The organism is Snodgrassella sp. W8124 (assembly GCF_016100875.1).
Classification (GTDB): Bacteria; Pseudomonadota; Gammaproteobacteria; order Burkholderiales; family Neisseriaceae; genus Snodgrassella; species Snodgrassella alvi.
Window position 1 is genome coordinate 1 of the sequence record NZ_JACFRP010000002.1, and the last position, 18,146, is coordinate 18,146.

Consider the following 18,146-nt stretch of genomic DNA (forward strand, 5'->3'; position numbering starts at 1 on the left):
TAAGTGCATATGATGCCAGTCATGGAAGCGGTATTGCACAAAGAATTACCCATGTAGCTGCCGGTAATGTATCAGCAGATTCAACCGATGCAATTAACGGAGGTCAGTTCTTTGCTCTGTCCACCTCAGCTTCAACCGGTCTGAGCAGTCTGTTAACAACTGTTTCCTCAACTGTTTTCGAAAATGTTTCTCCTCAGATCTCCAGTATAAGTAGTTCTCTGTCCACCGGATATCAAGATCTTTCAAAGAATGTAGAAACCTTGTCAACCACTTCTCAATCCATACAGAAACAAGTGGATTATCTCAAAGACCATACGATTACATGGAATAGTGATAAAGACGGATTTGATGCAGGCCAAACTAACAACGGTATGACTCGTGATGCTACTCCTGTTTATCGCAAAATTGTGAATCTGGCAGATGGTGATCTTACTGCAGATTCGCATGATGCGGTAAATGGCGGCCAGTTATACACAGTAAAATCTGATCTGAGTTCTTTGTCAACATCCACTTCAACAGCGATATCAGATTTATTGATTGGCACAGACCCGGGCAGTATGAGTACCAGTATCGCTAATCTGAATGCGAATGCGTTACAGTGGAATGATAGTAGTAAAGTTTATGATGCTGCTCGCGGAAGTATTAAAGGACAGAGAATTACCGGTGTTAAAAGCGCTAGTATAGCAGCCGGTTCTCTTGATGCAGTGAATGGTGGTCAGTTGTGGGATGTACAACAAAGTATCAATACCTTGTCAACTGGTTTGTCAAGCCTGTCAACAGCAGTAAGCGGTCTGCCCGCAGGCACTGGCACTATTTCTAGTGATGCACTGTCGAGTTTGTCAACTGCAATCAGTAAAAGAACAGAAAGTCAGCTTTCTAGTATAACTGCCGGTTTAGGTAAGCCAAGTGGATATGATCCAAGTACAGGTCAGATTACGCCGCCTAAATATGAAACTACTACGCCGACAGGCAATATAGTAACTACTGATAATGTGGCTGACGCTCTGCGGAATATTCAGGATTACGGTACTAAATATGCAAAGAGTAACTCAGCAAAAGCAGCCTCAATCGCTCAGGGAGTTGATTCAGTTGCAATAGGCGGTGCATCAATGGCCAGCGGCACCTCAGCAGTTGCCATCGGTGATTCTGCCAGTGCATCGTCAGCCAATGGAGTTGCTCTGGGCAGTCAGGCGAAAGTAACTCAGAGCGGAGGCGTAGCACTTGGATCCGGATCGGTAGCAAGTACAGCAGCCGGTAAAGAGGGCTATATACCGGTAACGGCAACGCAGCAGCAGGCAGCAGCGATTCGGGCAACGAAGAGTACAGAAGGAGCGGTATCTGTAGGAGATGCATCGAAAGGTGTATACCGTCAGATAACCGGGGTTGCCGCGGGTACGGCTGATACTGATGCAGTCAATGTGGCTCAGCTTAAGGGTGTGAATAATCAGATTACCAACATCAATAAGTATGTAAATCAGGTAAATGATCGTGTTCAGCGGACTGAACGCCGCGCCTATTCCGGTACGGCACTGGCCATGGCTCTGTCCGGTGCTTATCTGCCTTCTCTGAATGCCGGTGAACAGGCTGTTGGTGTAGGTGTTGGTACCTATCGCGGCTATACTGCGGTAGGAGCTAATTATAAAGCCATGAGTAACAGCGGTAATATTGGCTGGGGTGCAGGTGTTTCCACTACAGGCAAAGAAGTTGGCTTTAATGCCGGTGTCGGCTTTAAGTGGGGTCGAAATTAAACTGTTTTTACTCAGTAGTCTGACTAACTTCCGGATTTATCTGAATCCGGAAGTTTTTTTATGGTTTGGAAAAATGTTAAGAGATAAAAGATGGCGGATATACTGTATCTTCCCGGTTTACGGATGAATCAATTGGCATCAATTTTATGGATAAAGTGGTTCCCAAGCACAGGATTAACCTGAAAGTATTTAGTTATAATTGGTATGGTTCAGATTGAAAAAATCATAAAATTCTAGTGTGTGTACCGGATATTAACAGGCTGATTTACACATACAGAAGCCGTAGAAGATATTAATATTTAGATACTGTGCACCGGCCGGCTTTATTGATTTACTACAGTCAGTATTATATATTTAATAACATTAAAATATTATTACATAAACATAGGAATGCCAACATGCATGCTGATCAGCAGACAGCCGGAAAGCAAACTGCACTGGTTGTAGAAGGCGGTGGAATGCGTGCTGCATTCAGCAGCGGTGTTACTGATGCCTTCTTACAGGCAGATTTTAACCCGTTTAGTTTACTGGTCGGAGTATCTTCCGGAGCCAGTACTATTGCCAGTTATCTGGCCGGACAGGAAGGGCGTAATCTGGCTATACTGCTTGATCAGTCCTGCCGGCCGGAATTTATCAGCTGGTCACGCTTTATCCGTGGCGGCGACCTGATGGATATTGACTGGTTGTGGCAGGTTGTACAACAGGAAAATCCGCTGGATTGTGAGCGTATGTTTGCACGACAGCGTGATTTCAGAGTTGTTTTAAGTAATGCTGTTAGCGGTGAGCCGGAGTATGCTGTGGCTCAGCCCGATTCTTTTCTGGAAGTACTGCGTGCTTCGAGTTCAATTCCGTTTATGATTCGTAAACCGGTAGCAATTGGCGGAGGATTTTATTTTGACGGCGGAGTAGCTGATGCCTTGCCGGTACAGTGGACTCTGTCTCAGCCGGACATCGGTTGTGTGATAGTAATTCGTACCAGAGCGCACAATTATGTGAAGAAAGGTAGTCTGGGTGACAGTCTGCTGGCAAGGCGTTTACCTGTCAGCGGGTTTGCTCAGGCATTACGGCAGCGAGTAAAGCATTATAATACTACCCTGACATGGATGCGGCAGCCTGAGAACTGCCGGTATATTATTGAAATTAATCCTCCGGATGATGGCAAAATGGCCGGACGTCTGTGCCGGGATGCCGGCCGTTTACGCTACAGTTATGCAGCCGGTCTGGAATGCGGCCGTGCATTATTGCAGCAATGGCCGGTAAATTAATAGTTTTTTTTGCCTTAAAGGTAAACGAGTAATTTGGTGAAGTAATGAAAACGGATTCGACTGTATCGAAAACACAGCACCGGCTTAGTCTTTTTGTTGCTATTCTGGCTTTGGCATTTGTTTTACGCGGCCCGCTGACTGGTGTGGGTCCCCTGTTACAGAATATTCAGACACAGCTGCAGATAAGCAGTACGCTGGCTGGCATGCTGACTACGGTACCATTGCTGACATTTGGTCTGTTTTCGATTTTTATCCCCAGGCTTGCAGCACGTCTGGGCTCGGAGCAGATGGTCTTTTTTGCTTTGTGGATATTAACGCTGGGGCTGGTGCTGCGCTGTGGTTCCGGGCTGTTTCTGCTGCTGACAGGCACGGCTTTGCTCAGCTGTGCCATTGCTGTTGGCAATGTACTGATTCCCAGTATGGTAAAGCAGTATTTTCCGTTTAAAATGGGACTGGTTACCGCATTATATGCACTGGTGATGAATATGGGCGGTGCGGCCGGTTCTGCTTTAAGTGCTCCGCTTGCTCACAGTAATCTGTGGGGCTGGCGCGGTGCTCTGGTAATCTGGGTACTACCGGCGCTGGTGGCCATGGTTATCTGGTGGCTGCCTTTTAAAGCGGCCAATGCTGTGCCCAAGGCGGCTGTACGTGCACGTCAGGTAAAGATACATCTGTGGCGTAATCCGCTGGCCTGGCAGGTAACGCTGTTTATGGGATTTCAGTCGTTTCTGTTTTATTCTACAGTTAGCTGGCTGCCGCAGATTGTAGCCAAAGCCGGTGTATCTGCAACGGAAGCCGGTGGCTGGCTCGGGCTGATGCAGCTGGTGATGATACCAACCAATTTGCTGATACCAATTTATGCAGCCAGATTAAAGCAGCAGCACTGGATAGGGTCGATGTGCGGCGTGGCTTTAATTTTGTCGGTATTATTGCTGATGTCGCCATGGCGCAGCTGTTATTTTCCGGCAGTGCTGTTGCTGGGACTGGGTATCAGCGGGGCTTTCTGTCTGAGCATGATGTTTTTCAGTTTACGCAGCAGCAGTGTTACTGAAGGAGTGCTGTTATCCGGAATGGCACAAACCTGTGGCTATCTGTTTGCGGCTGTGGGTCCAGTCCTGATGGGCGCTCTGCATGACATGATGCATTCCTGGTTTCCGGCATTGTGTCTGATGTTTATTGCTGCGGTCGTTATTACTGTGTCTGGCTGGAATGCCGGTAAAGATCGCAAGTTATCTGATTTTCAGGAATAAAAATATCCACAGTTTTATCCACAAATTTCTGTGGATAAAACTGCCTGCCCGCATACCGGACAATCCGGATTGGCAGCCAGCTGCAGGCGCTGCCATTGAAAAGAACAGGCGTCAAAACAGTGTAGCCAGCAGCCGTCAGGGTGAATACCGGCAATTATCTGCAATGCTTCACTGGCCTGTGCTGCGCCCATAATACCGAGTAAAGGTGCAAAAACTCCGTTTTTAGCACAACTGGCACCTTCATCATTCATTTCTCCTTCAAACAGGCACTGATAGCAGGGGCCGCGACCATCACGAAAATCATATACTGCCAGCTGACCGGCAAATACCAGTGCAGAGGCTGAAACCAGTGGTTTGCGTGCATTAAAACAGGCCTGATTAATCAGCCGGCGGCTGGCAAAATTGTCGGTACAATCCAGAATGATATCGGTATGCTGAACCAGTTGCTCTAACAGGCTGGCATCTGCTCTGGCTACAATGGGTTGTAATTGGGTCTGCGGATATTGTGTCTGTAGCTGCCGGCACAATATCGCGGCTTTTGCCTGACCGATATCTTGATCATTAAACCAGAACTGGCGTTGCAGATTACTGATTTCGATAGTGTCGTTATCCACAACGGTAATATGCCCTATTCCGCTGGAAGCCAGATAAGTCAGAGCCGGATGTGCCAGGCCGCCGGCACCGATTACCAGAGCACGGGCAGCAAGAATTGCTTCCTGTCCGGCAATATCCAGCTTATCCAGTAATATATGACGGCTGTAACGCAATAGTTGTTCATCAGTAATCATGATTGTCTCTGGTGGTAGGGTGGCTGTGACCGGTACAGGTGTAGTCTGGTTTATTCTGCCCTGCTATTATAATAGTTTAGTCTAGTTTCTCAGAATATTTATGCGCCATCCTGCCCGTCCGTCCGGCCGGTTTTTATATCGTCTGCGCAGCCATCTGCATCGTGGCGGTTTGATTGCTTATCCTACAGAAGGCAGTTATGGGCTAGGCTGTCTGCCTGATTGTGTGCCGGCGGTGCGTAAAGTCATTGCATTGAAAAAGCGACCGCAACATAAAGGGCTAATTGTTATTGCTGCTGATTTCACTCAATTACAGCCTTTGCTCGCACCTTTGTCCGCAACCGATATAGCGGCTGTCAGCCGGCAGTGGCCGGCACCCAGAACTTTACTGTTACCGGTACGCAAACAGGTTTCATCTGTGTTACGCGGGCGTGGTCGGCAAACTCTGGCCGTACGGGTTCCGGACCTGGCAACTGCCCGGTTTTTATGCAGAGCAGCAGGTACAGCGCTGGTATCTACTTCTTGTAACCGGGCAGGAAAAAAAGCTTGTTGTACAGAGCGTGAAGTCAGACGCCAGTTTGGAAAACAGGTGATGATTCTGGGCGGGCGCACCGGCGGAAGAAAGCAACCCAGCCAGATTATTGACTGGGCTTCCGGTAAGCGGCTGCGTTAGTTATTTTATGAATAAGCTGATCTGTAAATAAGTTATATCTGTCATTAACTGAATTACTGCGCAGACAATGTTTATATATTTGTAGTTTGCTGTTGCTTAGCACATTTTTAATGATTGCGGGCAACAACAAATTGCGCCAGTGCGCGAAGATGAGATGCACGCTGGTCAAAATCGCTTAAAGCATCAATAGCCTGTTGTACCAGATTTTCTGCATACTGGCGTGCTGTAGTCAGCCCCATCAGACTAACGTAGGTAGGTTTATTAGTCTGGGCATCTTTTCCGGCGGTTTTACCCAGTGTGCTGCTATCCTGCTCGTAATCCAGTACATCATCAATAACCTGAAAAGCCAGACCCAGATGAGCGGCATAATGGTCGAGTGCGGTTAATGCCTGCTGGCTGATATCCTGACAGCAAAGTCCGCCCAGTGTAACTGCTGCTCTGATCAGCGCACCGGTTTTCAACTGGTGCATGTGTTCCAGTTCGGCCTGATTCAGACCTACCCCTACGCAGGCTAAATCGATAGCCTGTCCGCCGGCCATGCCATGACAGCCGGCAGCCTGTGCCAGAGTCTGTATCATTTGCAGCTGACGCGCAGCGTCCAGACCGGTAGGCCGGCTCAGCAGGCTGAATGCCATACTTTGCAGGGCATCACCAACCAGTAAGGCTGTTGCCGGTGTATATTGTATGTGACAGGCAGGCTTTCCGTGTCGCAGACTGTCGTTATCCATCTCCGGCATATCGTCGTGCACAAGCGAATAGATATGTATGCATTCGATTGCAGCCAGAGCATAATCTGCGGCTTCTGTAACCGCATTACCCAGCTCCGCCGCCGCCAGAACCAGCATCGGCCGCAACCGTTTACCGCCATCCAGCGCCGCATAGCGCATGGCTTCAATCAGTGGTGCGGGAAGTTGTCCGGTCGTGGGAAATAATCGGGTTAATGTCTCTTCTGTATGTGTCTGTACGTGTTTTTGCCAGTCGGCAAAATTACTCCCCTGTTTCAAGCTTCAGCTCCTTTAATTCACCATTATCCAGTACCTGTAGTTTTTGTTCTACCTCAGCCAGCTTCTGCTGGCAGTATTGCACCAGTTCCTGACCATATTCATATGCAGCCAGTGATTCTTCCAGCGGAAGATCATTGTTTTGCATGGATTCAGTTATTTTTTCCAGTTGCTGGATAGCTTCTTCATAGCTTTTGGGGGTTATTTTCTTCATATTATAGGTCTTTACATGAATTTATGGCTATTGTAACACTCGCACTATGGCTATTGCTGCGGATATCTGTATCATACAATTAGTCAGAATTAGCTGATAACCGGATGAAGTATATTTCAGTTTGTGTTATTAAAAGTAATGTGCTTATATAATCAGTAATAATATTTTTATATGCAACAGAATTTATTCATGTAATGAATAATAATACAGATATTTTATTCAGATAAGGGCAAATTTAAATCAATATCTGCCTCTCTAAATATAAAAATTGTTCTTTAACCGTAAGAATAAAAAGTTATTTGTAAAAATTAATATATTTATATATTAATTATATAACTTGTTATCTGATGCTGATGTTTGAAATAGCAGGCGGAAAACAGTTTTATGTAAAAAAATCAAATAAATTTTGGTTTTTCTGTATTATTTTTTTAGCATATGTTTTAATTTTCGGTAATACTTACTATTGTTGCCGGTTGTACGGTGTATAACTTTATATATATCGAAATATTTCCAGCATATTATGCTTTTGGAGTTTTTTAAAATTAGTTCATTATTATGGATTTTATTTGTCAGCAGGTATTTTTTTGCTGTTTATTTATCTGGTTTTAAAGCATAATGTTGTTCAAAGCATAATTATATTGTGCTAACTTTAAGTAATTGTTTTAATGGAAAATTAAAACATAGAATTATTTAATTTGTATGATTTGACAATCGGATATATGCAAAACAGGGAAGCCTGAGGAGGAATAATGGTGAACTATTTATACAGATACGGTTGTCTGGAACAGAGTAGCAGAGCAGGCATAGAAGCGAAGATTGAGTACTGTCGTTTATAATCGAATAAATAGTGGTTTCTGAATCTGTTTTACAGATTACTTGAGTAGTTTCTTTGTTTTAAGTAGGCGTTATGGGTAAACAAATTTTTTATGAGGAGTCAGGTCAGTTTAAAGTAGCGGAAATAGTTCAGGAAAATGATGCTACTTTTCTGGTTAATACACAACATGGTAAGCGGGCAAAAATCAAGGCCAGCCACGTTTTTCTGGTGTTTGATGGTGATGCTGCGCAATTTTTACAACAGGCTGCTGAAGCAGCTGCCGGTATTGATATCAGTCTGCTCTGGGAAGCGGTAGGCAATGAAAATGAATTTACCGCAGCCAGTGCAGCCAGTGAATATTTTGGCGATAGCAGCGGGAATATTGAGCTGGCGGCCACACTGATGGCTCTGTATGCAGCGCCTATGTATTTTTACAAAAAAAATAAAGGTGTATTTAAAGCTGCGCCGGCAGAAACATTACAGCAGGCGCTGGCAGCCATTGAACGGCGCAAACAGCAGGAAGAACAAATCAATGGCTGGATACAGGAATTACTGGCCGGTCGCCTGCCGGATGAGATTGCTGCTGAAGCCAAAATGATTTTGCATGCACCTGATAAACAAAGTCTGAAATACAAAGCAGTGGTCAAAGCTGCTGATCAGAAAAAAACCTCACTGTTTGCCCTGCTCCGGAGTGTTGGTGCAGTACCGCCTCTGCCTGAATATTTTCTGGATGGTTTTTTACTTACCCAGTTTCCCAAAGGTACGGATTGCGGTAACTATCCTGTACCGGTTATGCACAATCTGCCAGATGCTGATACCGCAGTACGCGCATTTTCCATTGATGATATTGAAACCAGTGAGGTAGATGATGCATTCAGTGTACGTGATCTGCCCAATGGCAACAAACTGGTCGGAATTCATATTGCTGCCCCGGCTTTGGCAATAGATGCTGAGTCTTTGCTGGAAAAGCTGATATTTGAACGTTTAAGTACTGTGTATTATCCCGGTGGTAAAATTACCATGCTGCCGGATAACTGGATAGCTGCTTTCAGTCTGGATGAAGGAGCAGCACGACCGGCAGTCAGTCTGTATGCTGAAATCAGTCCGCAGTTTGAGGTGATACGTTATGAATCACGAATTGAATCGGTGTATATAGACTGTAATTTACGTATTGAAAATATTGAGCAGGCATTTCAGCCTTTGCAGCCGCGCGATGATACGGAAGCTTTTGCACATCAGCATGAAATGAACTGGTTATATGATTTTGCTGTGGCCAGAATGCAGGCGCGGGGTAAATATGATCCGGAACGTTTACCGCAGTACGATTATGGAATTAAGCTTGGGGCGGATAATACTGTACATATCAGTGTGCGTGAACGCGGAGCACCAATTGATACGCTGGTCAGTGAGCTGATGATTTTTGCCAACAGCACCTGGGCGCAGATGCTGGATGAGGCTGAAATGGCGGGATTATTCCGTGTACAGCCTACCGGCAGAGTGCGGATGAGTACTCAGTCTGAGCCGCATATTGGTCTGGGGCTGAAACATTATGCCTGGTTTACTTCACCACTGCGCCGTGCTACTGATTATATTAACCAGAAGCAGCTGATCAGTTTACTGGATCCGGAAGCAGAGCCACGTTTTGAACCGCAGGATGCTATGCTGTTTGCAGTGTTGCGTGATTTTGAGTCGGCTTATGCAGCCTATAATGATTTTCAGCGCCATATGGAAGCATACTGGAGTCTGATATATATTCAGCAGGAACAGTTGCAGGAGCTGACTGCTCAGTTAATACGTGATGATTTAGTGCGTATTGAAGGCCTGCCACTGGTAAGCCGTGTCAACGGTGTACCGGTTGATGCCATACCAAAATGCCGGATGAAGGTATCGATAACCGGAATCGATCCGATACAGGTAAGTGTCGGACTAAACTATATTAATGTTTTGCTGCCGGCAGATAATGCCAGCCAAATATCCGGCTGAATTATTTAAAGTGCTTTGAAGGTTACCTGATGGATGGCACACGATTTGATTGGCTACTTTGCTGACAGTATAAATATACGGGTGTGACCGTTGATTCTTTGTCTGTCTGATTGTTTTCAGACCGTATATTGTGCTTCGGTCAGAAATAACTTTTACTTAAAACCTTGTTTTTATACATGCAGCCCATATATGGGTTGCATTTCTATTATCTATCCGGTTTTGCTGTTCAGGCATCCTGCTGTTTAAGAGCAGGTTGCCTGCAAACCTTTGGAATAAAATTATGACTGAAGTAGATTTTTATGAAGTACTGGGTATAAGCCGTACTGCAGGGGATGAGGAAATCAAAAAAGCTTATCGTAAGCTGGCCATGAAATACCATCCTGACCGTAATCAGGGCGATAAAAACGCCGAAGAAAAATTTAAAGAAGTACAGCGTGCTTATGAAGTATTGTCTGATTCTCAAAAACGTGCTGCCTATGACCAGTTTGGACATGCCGGTGTAGACGGCAATATGGGTGCCGGAGCCGGCGGCTTTTCCGGCGGTTTTGATTTTGGTGATATTTTCAGCCAGATGTTTGGCGGCGGAGCCGGCGGACGGTCGCAGCAGAATAATCAGGGCGCTGATTTACAATATAATATTGAAATCAGTCTGGAAGAGGCTGCGCGCGGTATTAAGAAAAAAATCACTATTCCTACTCATGAAGAATGTGATGTCTGTCACGGCAGTGGTGCTAAAGTCGGGACTTCTGCCACTACCTGCAGCATGTGTGGCGGCAGTGGTGTCGTTCACGTACGGCAGGCCATTTTCCAGTTACAGCAGACCTGCCCGACCTGTCACGGCAGTGGTAAACAGATTAAGGATCCGTGTGTTAAATGTCATGGCGACGGACTGGTAAAAACCCGCAAGACTGTTGAGGTTTCCATTCCGGCCGGTATTGATGACGGTCAGCGTATCCGCCTGAGCGGTGAAGGTGAACCTGGTAAGCATGGTGCGCCTGCCGGTGATTTATATGTGATGGTGAACGTGCGCCCGCATCCGGTCTTTGAGCGTGACGGCATGGATTTGCACTGTGAATTACCCATCAGTTTTACGATAGCAGCGCTTGGTGGAGAGGTTGAGGTGCCTACGCTGGATGGTAAAGTTAAACTGAATATTCCGAAAGAAACACAAACCGGTCGTCGCATGCGGGTACGTGGTAAAGGAATTAAATCTGTACGTTCGGCTGCTGTGGGTGATTTATATTGTCATATCGTGGTAGAGACACCGGTAAATCTGACCGATCGTCAGCGTGAATTACTGGAAGAGTTTGAAAAAATCTCTACCGGTATGGACCGGGCTCAGACGCCGCGGCAAAAATCATTTATGGACAAACTGCGCGATTTATTTGAATAAAATACGAAAGTACCACAGTTCAGAAGTGTTTATTCCGGATGTATGAATAATTAATACTGGTTATACTGTGTAAAAGCCCGCAGAGCATAATTTTTCTGCGGGCTTTTGTTATCAGAAGAAAAGATACAGGCCGGTTAAGGCTTGCTTCTGCTGAATCCGGCAGAAAAAAATGATTTGTCGCATTTCCTGTTGATGAAAAGCGTAAGCAGGCGTTTTAGTGAATTAAGTTCCGCTAAATATGCAGGATATGGCTAGTCTGTAATCACAAAGGCGTTTAAGCTGAAACTGACTGAACAATTTAATCTGTATTGACCAGGAAATAAATTATCGCTCCGTTTACCGAAAGGTGCAGGAGCGACAGGGAGATTTGGTACAACAACTGAATGATTGTGGACAAATTTGTAGTATTTAACTGGATAAAAATCAGTCTTTATGCTTAATTCCTTATAAAACAAGGGTTATAGCATAATAAATACTATTTATTTTACTGATTATCTGTGGATAATTCTGTGGATAATTATTGAATCAAAAAATGGTCAGGCCAGTTCTGCACGTAATTGTGCAGCCAGTTGCGCCAGTTCTGCCTGATCAGCAGCCACACTTTCATGTTTACCCAGTTCATGGATATGTCCGGGAATCAGATGAATGTGATAATGAAATACAGACTGACCAGCCTGTTCGCCGGACAACTGTAATTGCACAACGCCATTACGATGTAACACTTTACGTTGCGCATTAATAATCTTTTTGGCTGCACTGAATACGGCAGCAAGGTAATCTTGCGGCATGTCAGTTAACTCTATTGCTTCACATTTAGGAATCACCAGTACATGGCCGCGTGCCTGTGGCATCACATCCATAAAAGCCAGTGTCTGCTCATCCTCATAAACTTTATGGCAAGGAATTTCACCACGGATAATTCGGGCAAAGATATTGTTACTGTCGTATTGTTGCATGACTGTCTCCTCTCAGGCTTTTGCTTACCAGCCGTTACCTGAGCAATTGTTTAAGAAATAATACTTAGCTTGCTTTTGGCAAATACGGTATCCAGCTCTTTAATCCCCTGTTTACCGAAATTGATGGTCAGGCGTGCCCCTTCAGCTTTCCGGGTAGCATCTATTATGACACCTGTGCCGAAACGTTCATGATAAACATTCTGTCCCAGCTGAAAGCCGTCAAAATCCGTGTTCTCCTGTGTTTCTGCCAGTTTGCTGCGGCTGTGAAACGGATTGGTTCGCTGCGTGGACTGTTGCCGGGCTATCAGAGAGTTTCTGTGTGCAGACAGATATTGCAATACCTCTTCCGGTATTTCATCCACAAAGCGTGATGGCAGGGCAAAATGCGTTTGTCCGTGTAACAGGCGTTGTTCTGCCATTGTTAAATACAGGCGCTTACGTGCTCTGGTGATGGCTACATACATCAGGCGCCGCTCTTCTTCCAGCCCGTCGCGTTCGGCCATGCTGTATTCACTGGGGAATAAACCTTCTTCCAGCCCTGTCAGAAATACACCGTCAAATTCCAGCCCCTTGGCTGCATGCACAGTCATTAACTGCAAGGCATCTTCACCCTGACCGGCCTGATGCTCTCCTGCTTCCAGTGAGGCAGTACTTAAAAAAGACAGTACCGGAAATAAAGGATCGTTTTCATCATACTCAGGTTCCATATCAAAACCGGATTCCTGCGGTTTAAATGCCACTGCCGCATTCAGTAATTCTTCCAGGTTATTGATGCGTTCCTGCTGTTCACCTTTCTGGGTACGGTAGTGTTCCATCAGACCGCTATCATAGATGGCAGCAGCCATCAGTTCCTGCAGAGAAACTTGCGCAGCCTGTTGCTGTAAATTTTCAATCAGGCGGATAAAAGCAGCAATTTTACTGTTTTTCGCTGATAAACTGATGGCCGCCTGCCATAACGAAGTATGAGCTTCATTGGCTGCTGCCTGAATGTTTTCAACACTCCGCGCGCCGATGCCGCGTGCCGGTACATTGATTACCCGTAATAATGCATTATCATCATTGGGGTTAACCGCCAGACGCAGGTAAGCCAGTGCATGTTTGATTTCCTGACGCTCATAAAAGCGCAGGCCGCCATAAATTTTGTAAGGTATACCGGCGCGGAACAGAGCCTGTTCCAGAACCCGCGACTGGGCATTACTGCGATACAGTACAGCCATCTGCATATAATTCAGCCCTTCGCGGTGTAAAGCCTTCACTTCATCAACCACAAACTGCGCTTCTTCAAGATCATTAATTGCCTGAAGCACACGGATTTTTTCGCCATCGCCGGCCTGAGTGCGCAGATTTTTACCCAGACGGCTGGCGTTGTGTGCAATCACCGCGTTGGCTGCTGTCAGAATATTGCCTACCGAACGGTAATTTTGTTCCAGCCGGATGGGTTCGCCAACATGAAATTCATTCAGAAAGCGGGTCATATTGGCTACTTCGGCACCGCGAAAGCGATAAATACTCTGGTCGTCGTCTCCCACGGCGAAAACCGCTGCATGCTCTCCGGCCAGTAATTTTAGCCATGCATACTGTAATTTATTTGTATCCTGAAATTCATCAATCAGCACATGATTAAAACGGTTCTGGTAATGATTGCGCAAAATTTCATTACTCTGCAGAATTTCATAACTGCGTAACATTAATTCCGCGAAATCCACTACACCTTCATTCCGGCACAAACTGTCATAGGCGGCATAACATTCAATCATTTGCCGTTCATGCGGGTCGCGGGCCGATAAACGCGAAGCACGCAATCCGTTTTCTTTTTGTGCATTAATGAATCCTTGCAGACTGCGCGGTGAGATAATTTCTTCAGCAATATTCAGTTGTTTTAGCAAGCGCTTGACTACAGAAAGCTGATCACCCATATCCAGAATCTGAAATGTCTTAGGCAGTGCTGCTTCCTGATGGTGCAGTCGTAAAAACCGATGGCACAGCCCGTGAAAAGTCCCCAGCCACATCGCCCGTACCGAAACCGGTAACAGCGTGCTCAGGCGCAATTGCATTTCTTTAGCCGCTTTATTGGTAAAGGTAACGGCCAGAATGCTGTGTACACTGGCCTGACCAGTCTGCAATAACCAGGCAATACGTGTGGTTAGTACTCTGGTTTTACCACTTCCTGCACCCGCCAGTACCAGTGCCGGTTGTGCAGGCCAGGTAACGGCGGCTAATTGTTCACTATTAAGACCGGTCAGCAGACCGGCAGAAGATAAAATTTCCATAGCGCTTATTGTAGCTGATTAAGCCTGAAAAATCGCTTTGAAAAATATGCTTATGGCATATTTTATGCAGCACAAGAAGATTTATCTGACATCTGCACAAACTGAGCTTAAGCAGGACAATGGATGTTGCATAAAATTCTGGCTGACGATACCAAAAAAGAGCAGAGCAAAATATCAGCGCTTTGCCGAATATCTGCCCTGCTCCCTGAATAAATCAGATTGCCGGTTGCAGATTAATCCGGCGTGCTGAGCGGGCTGAGTCCGGGTAAGTCGGCAAAGCTGCGTTCGCGCACAATCTGGCAGAAATTATCCAGATAGCTTTTATTACTGTCTGTTTCGCGCATGGCGGCATACAATTCACTTTGCAGCGGTACATCACCAATCTGCCGTGCAACTACATAGCCTTTTTCCAGATACGGCATAACCGTCCAGTAAGGCAAGGCAGCAATGCCGCGCCGGCTGGAAACCAGCTGAATAATGGCTATCGTCAGTTCACTGTTACGCCGTGCCGGCTGTACCCCGGCCGGTTTTAAAACCTTACGCAGTAAATCCAGCATATCATCCGGTACCGGATAGGTGATCAGTGTTTCATTCTCAAAATCCTGAGCCTGCCATACACTTTTAGCCGCCAGCGGATGATCCTTCGCGCAAATGCCGACCATTTCATAGGCAAACAATGGCTGAAAAATAATCCCCGGCTGCGGAGCATATTCGGATACGATTGCCAGATCTGCACGGTGAGTCAGCAATAACCCAACCGGATCGGCCTGAAAGCCGGAAACAATATCCAGCTCTACTTTAGGCCACAGCGCCCGGAAAGCATCCATGGCCGGCATCAGCCAGTCAAAGCAGGTATGGCACTCTACCGCTACCCTCAGCTCCCCTGCCTCACCTTCAATTATCTGCGCCATATCCAGCTCTGCTACTGTAACCAGCGGCGTGATTTCTCGTGCCAACTGTAGCAGCCGCACACCTACCGGTGTAAAGTGAATCGGGTTGGATTTACGTTCAAACAGGGGGGTACCATAAAACTGTTCCAGAACACGAATCTGGTGTGAAAGTGCAGACTGGGTCAGAAAAACCCTTTTTGCCGCCATCGATACGCTGCCGGTTTCTTCCAGAGCCAGCAAAGTGCGCAGATGGCGCAGTTCAATAATCGACTCCATGTTTTCCGCCTTTGATGAGTATTTTTAACTACAAATTCAAGTTAAAAAATTCATAAACAGCCAGACTGCTTATAAATATCATTTATATGAATAGAACAATAACTACCTTACTGATAGCCAGTTATCTATTTACAAACCGGACACCTGTATACCATATCATACTCTTGGATTACACTAGTCTGAAATATAGTATTAAAAAAATTCATACAGAACTGCAAAATTTATCGCTTGTTGTAATGTCATAACTCACGCACACTGGCCGTTATTGAAATCCATCATTTGTAATAGGGAGAAACAATATGAATACATTCCATCTGTCTGGTTATCCGCGTGTTGGTGCTAAGCGTGAATTAAAATTTGCCGTTGAAGCATTCTGGAAAGGCGCAAAAAGCGAAGCCGAGCTGCGCCAGGCAGCGGCAGATATCCGCCAGAAAAACTGGGCAACCCAGATTGCCGCTGGTGCCGATCTGCTGCCGGTAGGTGATTTTTCATATTACGACCACGTACTGGATACGCTGTGTGCACTGGGCGCCATTCCGGCACGTTTTGGTTTTGACGCAGATAAACTGACCCTGTCTCAGTATTTTGAACTGGCACGCGGTAATGCCAGTCAGGTAGCAATGGAAATGACCAAATGGTTTGATACCAACTACCACTATATCGTACCTGAATGGCATCAGAACACCAGTTTTAAGGCCAATGCAGCCAGTCTGATTGCCCAGACAGAAGAAGCCAAAGCCACCGGACATGATATTAAACCTACACTGGTGGGTCCGCTTACTCTGTTGTGGCTGGGTAAAGAAAAAGATGCCGGTCATAATCGCCTGGAATTATTGCCGCGTCTGCTGCCTGAATATCAGAAACTGTTACGTGAACTAGCCAATGCCGGTGTTGACTGGATTCAGATTGACGAACCGATTCTTGCCGTAGATATTGCCCGTGAGTGGCTGGATGCCTTTGCTCCCACTTATCAGGAGCTGGCGATTACCGGTACCCGTATTATTATCGGCACCTATTTTGGCAGCGTTGCCGAACATATTAATCTGCTCAAAAACCTGCCGGTTAACGGTGTACATATTGATTGTGTGCGGGCACCTGAGCAACTGGCTGAATTTGCCAATGCATGGCCGGAAAATAAAGTATTGTCAGTTGGTCTGATCGACGGACGTAACGTATGGCGCGCCAATCTGCGTGAAGTAATAGAACTGCTGGCGCCGGTAGCTACTCAGCTGGGTAATAATTTATGGATTGCGCCGAGTTGTTCACTGTTGCACAGTCCGCAGGATTTAAGTGTAGAGGAGAAACTTAACCCTGAAATCAAAAACTGGCTTGCCTTTGCTGCCCAGAAACTACAGGAACTGGGTATCATCAAACAGGCACTGGCACACGGTAAAGACTCCGTACAGGAAGCTCTTGCCGCTTCTGATGCTGCGGCTGCCGGACGCAAAACCAGTAAACTGATTCATAATGATAAGGTTGCACAGCGCGTAGCCAGCCTGCGCGAACATGCCGACCAGCGCCATAGCCCGTTTGCACAACGGATTGAAAAACAACAGCAATGGATGAATCTGCCTCTGCTGCCAACCACCACTATCGGTTCATTTCCACAGACACAGGAAATTCGTCAGGCACGCGCCGCCTTTAAAAAGGGTGAACTGAGTGCTGCTGATTACGAAGTGGCCATGAAAAAAGACATTGCCTACTGTGTTGAGCAGCAGGAGCAGCTGGATATCGATGTACTGGTACATGGTGAAGCTGAGCGCAATGATATGGTTGAATACTTTGGTGAACAGCTGGATGGTTACTGCTTTACTCAGTATGGCTGGGTACAGAGCTATGGTTCCCGCTGTGTTAAACCACCGATTATTTTTGGTGATGTGGCACGCCCGAAAGCCATGACTGTTGCCTGGTCTTCTTATGCACAATCTCTGACCAAACGTCCGATGAAAGGTATGCTTACCGGACCGGTAACCATGATGAAATGGAGTTTTGTACGCAACGATGTACCATTAAGTCTGGTGTGCAAACAGATTGCGCTGGCACTGAACGACGAAGTACTGGATCTGGAAAAAGCCGGTATTCGCGTTATTCAGATTGATGAACCGGCCATTCGTGAAGCCTTGCCGCTGAAACGTGCGCAATGGGATGAATATCTGGCCTGGGCATGTGAATCATTCCGCCTCACTTCCACTGATGCGGATGACAGCACTCAGATTCATACACATATGTGCTATTCTGAATTTAATGATATTCTGCCGGCTATTGCCAGCATGGATGCTGATGTAATTACCATTGAAACTTCCCGTTCTGATATGGAATTACTGGATGCTTTTGTTAAATTCAGCTATCCGAATGATATCGGCCCCGGCGTATATGATATCCACAGCCCGCGTGTGCCTACCGAAGCCGAAGTCGAACATCTGTTGCGTAAAGCACTGAAAGTCATTGATCAGCGTCGGTTGTGGGTAAACCCGGATTGCGGACTGAAAACACGCGGATGGCCGGAAACCAAAGCAGCACTGGAAGTTATGGTTAATGTAACCAAAAAACTGCGTGCAGAGTTAACTGCATAATTCAGATTTAGCTTGACACACCGCTCCGGTTTACCGGAGCGGTTTTGTATGCCTG

Annotated in this window: 13 protein-coding genes; 7 read left to right on the forward strand and 6 right to left on the reverse strand. The window is 46.2% G+C overall.

Going from position 1 to position 18,146, the window contains the following annotated elements:
- The 3 genes from H3U73_RS07905 to H3U73_RS07915 form a co-directional block, all read left to right on the forward strand.
- On the forward strand, positions 1-1,748 hold a 1,748-nt coding region (locus H3U73_RS07905), incomplete at its 5' end, for a YadA family autotransporter adhesin (RefSeq protein WP_198190355.1).
- Between the two features lie 398 nt (positions 1,749-2,146).
- Positions 2,147-3,013, forward strand: coding sequence for a patatin family protein (locus tag H3U73_RS07910; protein ID WP_038649888.1), 867 nt, complete (start codon positions 2,147-2,149; stop codon positions 3,011-3,013).
- 44 nt (positions 3,014-3,057) lie between these two features.
- The gene (locus H3U73_RS07915) at positions 3,058-4,263 is read left to right on the forward strand and encodes an MFS transporter (RefSeq protein WP_084548547.1); all 1,206 of its coding nucleotides are present in this window, start codon (positions 3,058-3,060) and stop codon (positions 4,261-4,263) included.
- Between the two features lie 14 nt (positions 4,264-4,277).
- Here H3U73_RS07915 and H3U73_RS07920 read toward each other — a convergent pair whose 3' ends face one another.
- On the reverse strand, positions 4,278-5,051 hold the full coding sequence (locus tag H3U73_RS07920; RefSeq protein WP_232336242.1) for a HesA/MoeB/ThiF family protein: 774 nt from the start codon (positions 5,049-5,051) through the stop codon (positions 4,278-4,280).
- Between the two features lie 100 nt (positions 5,052-5,151).
- Between H3U73_RS07920 and H3U73_RS07925 the strand changes: the two genes are divergently transcribed.
- A complete protein-coding gene (locus tag H3U73_RS07925; protein ID WP_038649107.1) occupies positions 5,152-5,721 on the forward strand; it encodes an L-threonylcarbamoyladenylate synthase in 570 nt (189 codons plus the stop codon).
- A gap of 107 nt (positions 5,722-5,828) precedes the next feature.
- Here H3U73_RS07925 and H3U73_RS07930 read toward each other — a convergent pair whose 3' ends face one another.
- Entirely contained in the window at positions 5,829-6,725 is an 897-nt protein-coding gene (locus H3U73_RS07930) for a polyprenyl synthetase family protein (protein ID WP_232336243.1), read from the reverse strand.
- Positions 6,709-6,936, reverse strand: a complete 228-nt coding sequence (locus tag H3U73_RS07935; RefSeq protein ID WP_025331809.1) for an exodeoxyribonuclease VII small subunit — start codon at positions 6,934-6,936, stop codon at positions 6,709-6,711. The genes H3U73_RS07930 and H3U73_RS07935 overlap by 17 nt, the downstream gene beginning before the upstream one ends.
- A 907-nt stretch (positions 6,937-7,843) precedes the next feature.
- Between H3U73_RS07935 and H3U73_RS07940 the strand changes: the two genes are divergently transcribed.
- Complete coding sequence (locus H3U73_RS07940) at positions 7,844-9,733, forward strand: ribonuclease catalytic domain-containing protein (RefSeq protein WP_198190356.1); 1,890 nt, start codon at positions 7,844-7,846, stop codon at positions 9,731-9,733.
- Positions 9,734-10,013: 280 nt separating this feature from the next.
- Entirely contained in the window at positions 10,014-11,126 is a 1,113-nt protein-coding gene (gene dnaJ / locus H3U73_RS07945) for a molecular chaperone DnaJ (protein WP_038649101.1), read from the forward strand.
- A gap of 536 nt (positions 11,127-11,662) precedes the next feature.
- On the opposite strand, the gene H3U73_RS07950 is transcribed toward dnaJ, so the two are convergent.
- From H3U73_RS07950 to H3U73_RS07960, 3 genes are all read right to left on the reverse strand, one after another.
- On the reverse strand, positions 11,663-12,082 hold the full coding sequence (locus tag H3U73_RS07950) for an HIT family protein (RefSeq protein ID WP_025331807.1): 420 nt from the start codon (positions 12,080-12,082) through the stop codon (positions 11,663-11,665).
- 50 nt (positions 12,083-12,132) lie between these two features.
- On the reverse strand, positions 12,133-14,352 hold the full coding sequence (locus tag H3U73_RS07955) for a UvrD-helicase domain-containing protein (protein ID WP_198190357.1): 2,220 nt from the start codon (positions 14,350-14,352) through the stop codon (positions 12,133-12,135).
- Between the two features lie 233 nt (positions 14,353-14,585).
- Positions 14,586-15,518, reverse strand: coding sequence for a LysR family transcriptional regulator (locus tag H3U73_RS07960; RefSeq protein WP_078475248.1), 933 nt, complete (start codon positions 15,516-15,518; stop codon positions 14,586-14,588).
- Positions 15,519-15,817: 299 nt separating this feature from the next.
- Between H3U73_RS07960 and metE the strand changes: the two genes are divergently transcribed.
- On the forward strand, positions 15,818-18,091 hold the full coding sequence (gene metE / locus H3U73_RS07965; RefSeq protein WP_198190358.1) for a 5-methyltetrahydropteroyltriglutamate--homocysteine S-methyltransferase: 2,274 nt from the start codon (positions 15,818-15,820) through the stop codon (positions 18,089-18,091).
- The last annotated feature ends 55 nt before the right edge of the window (positions 18,092-18,146 follow it).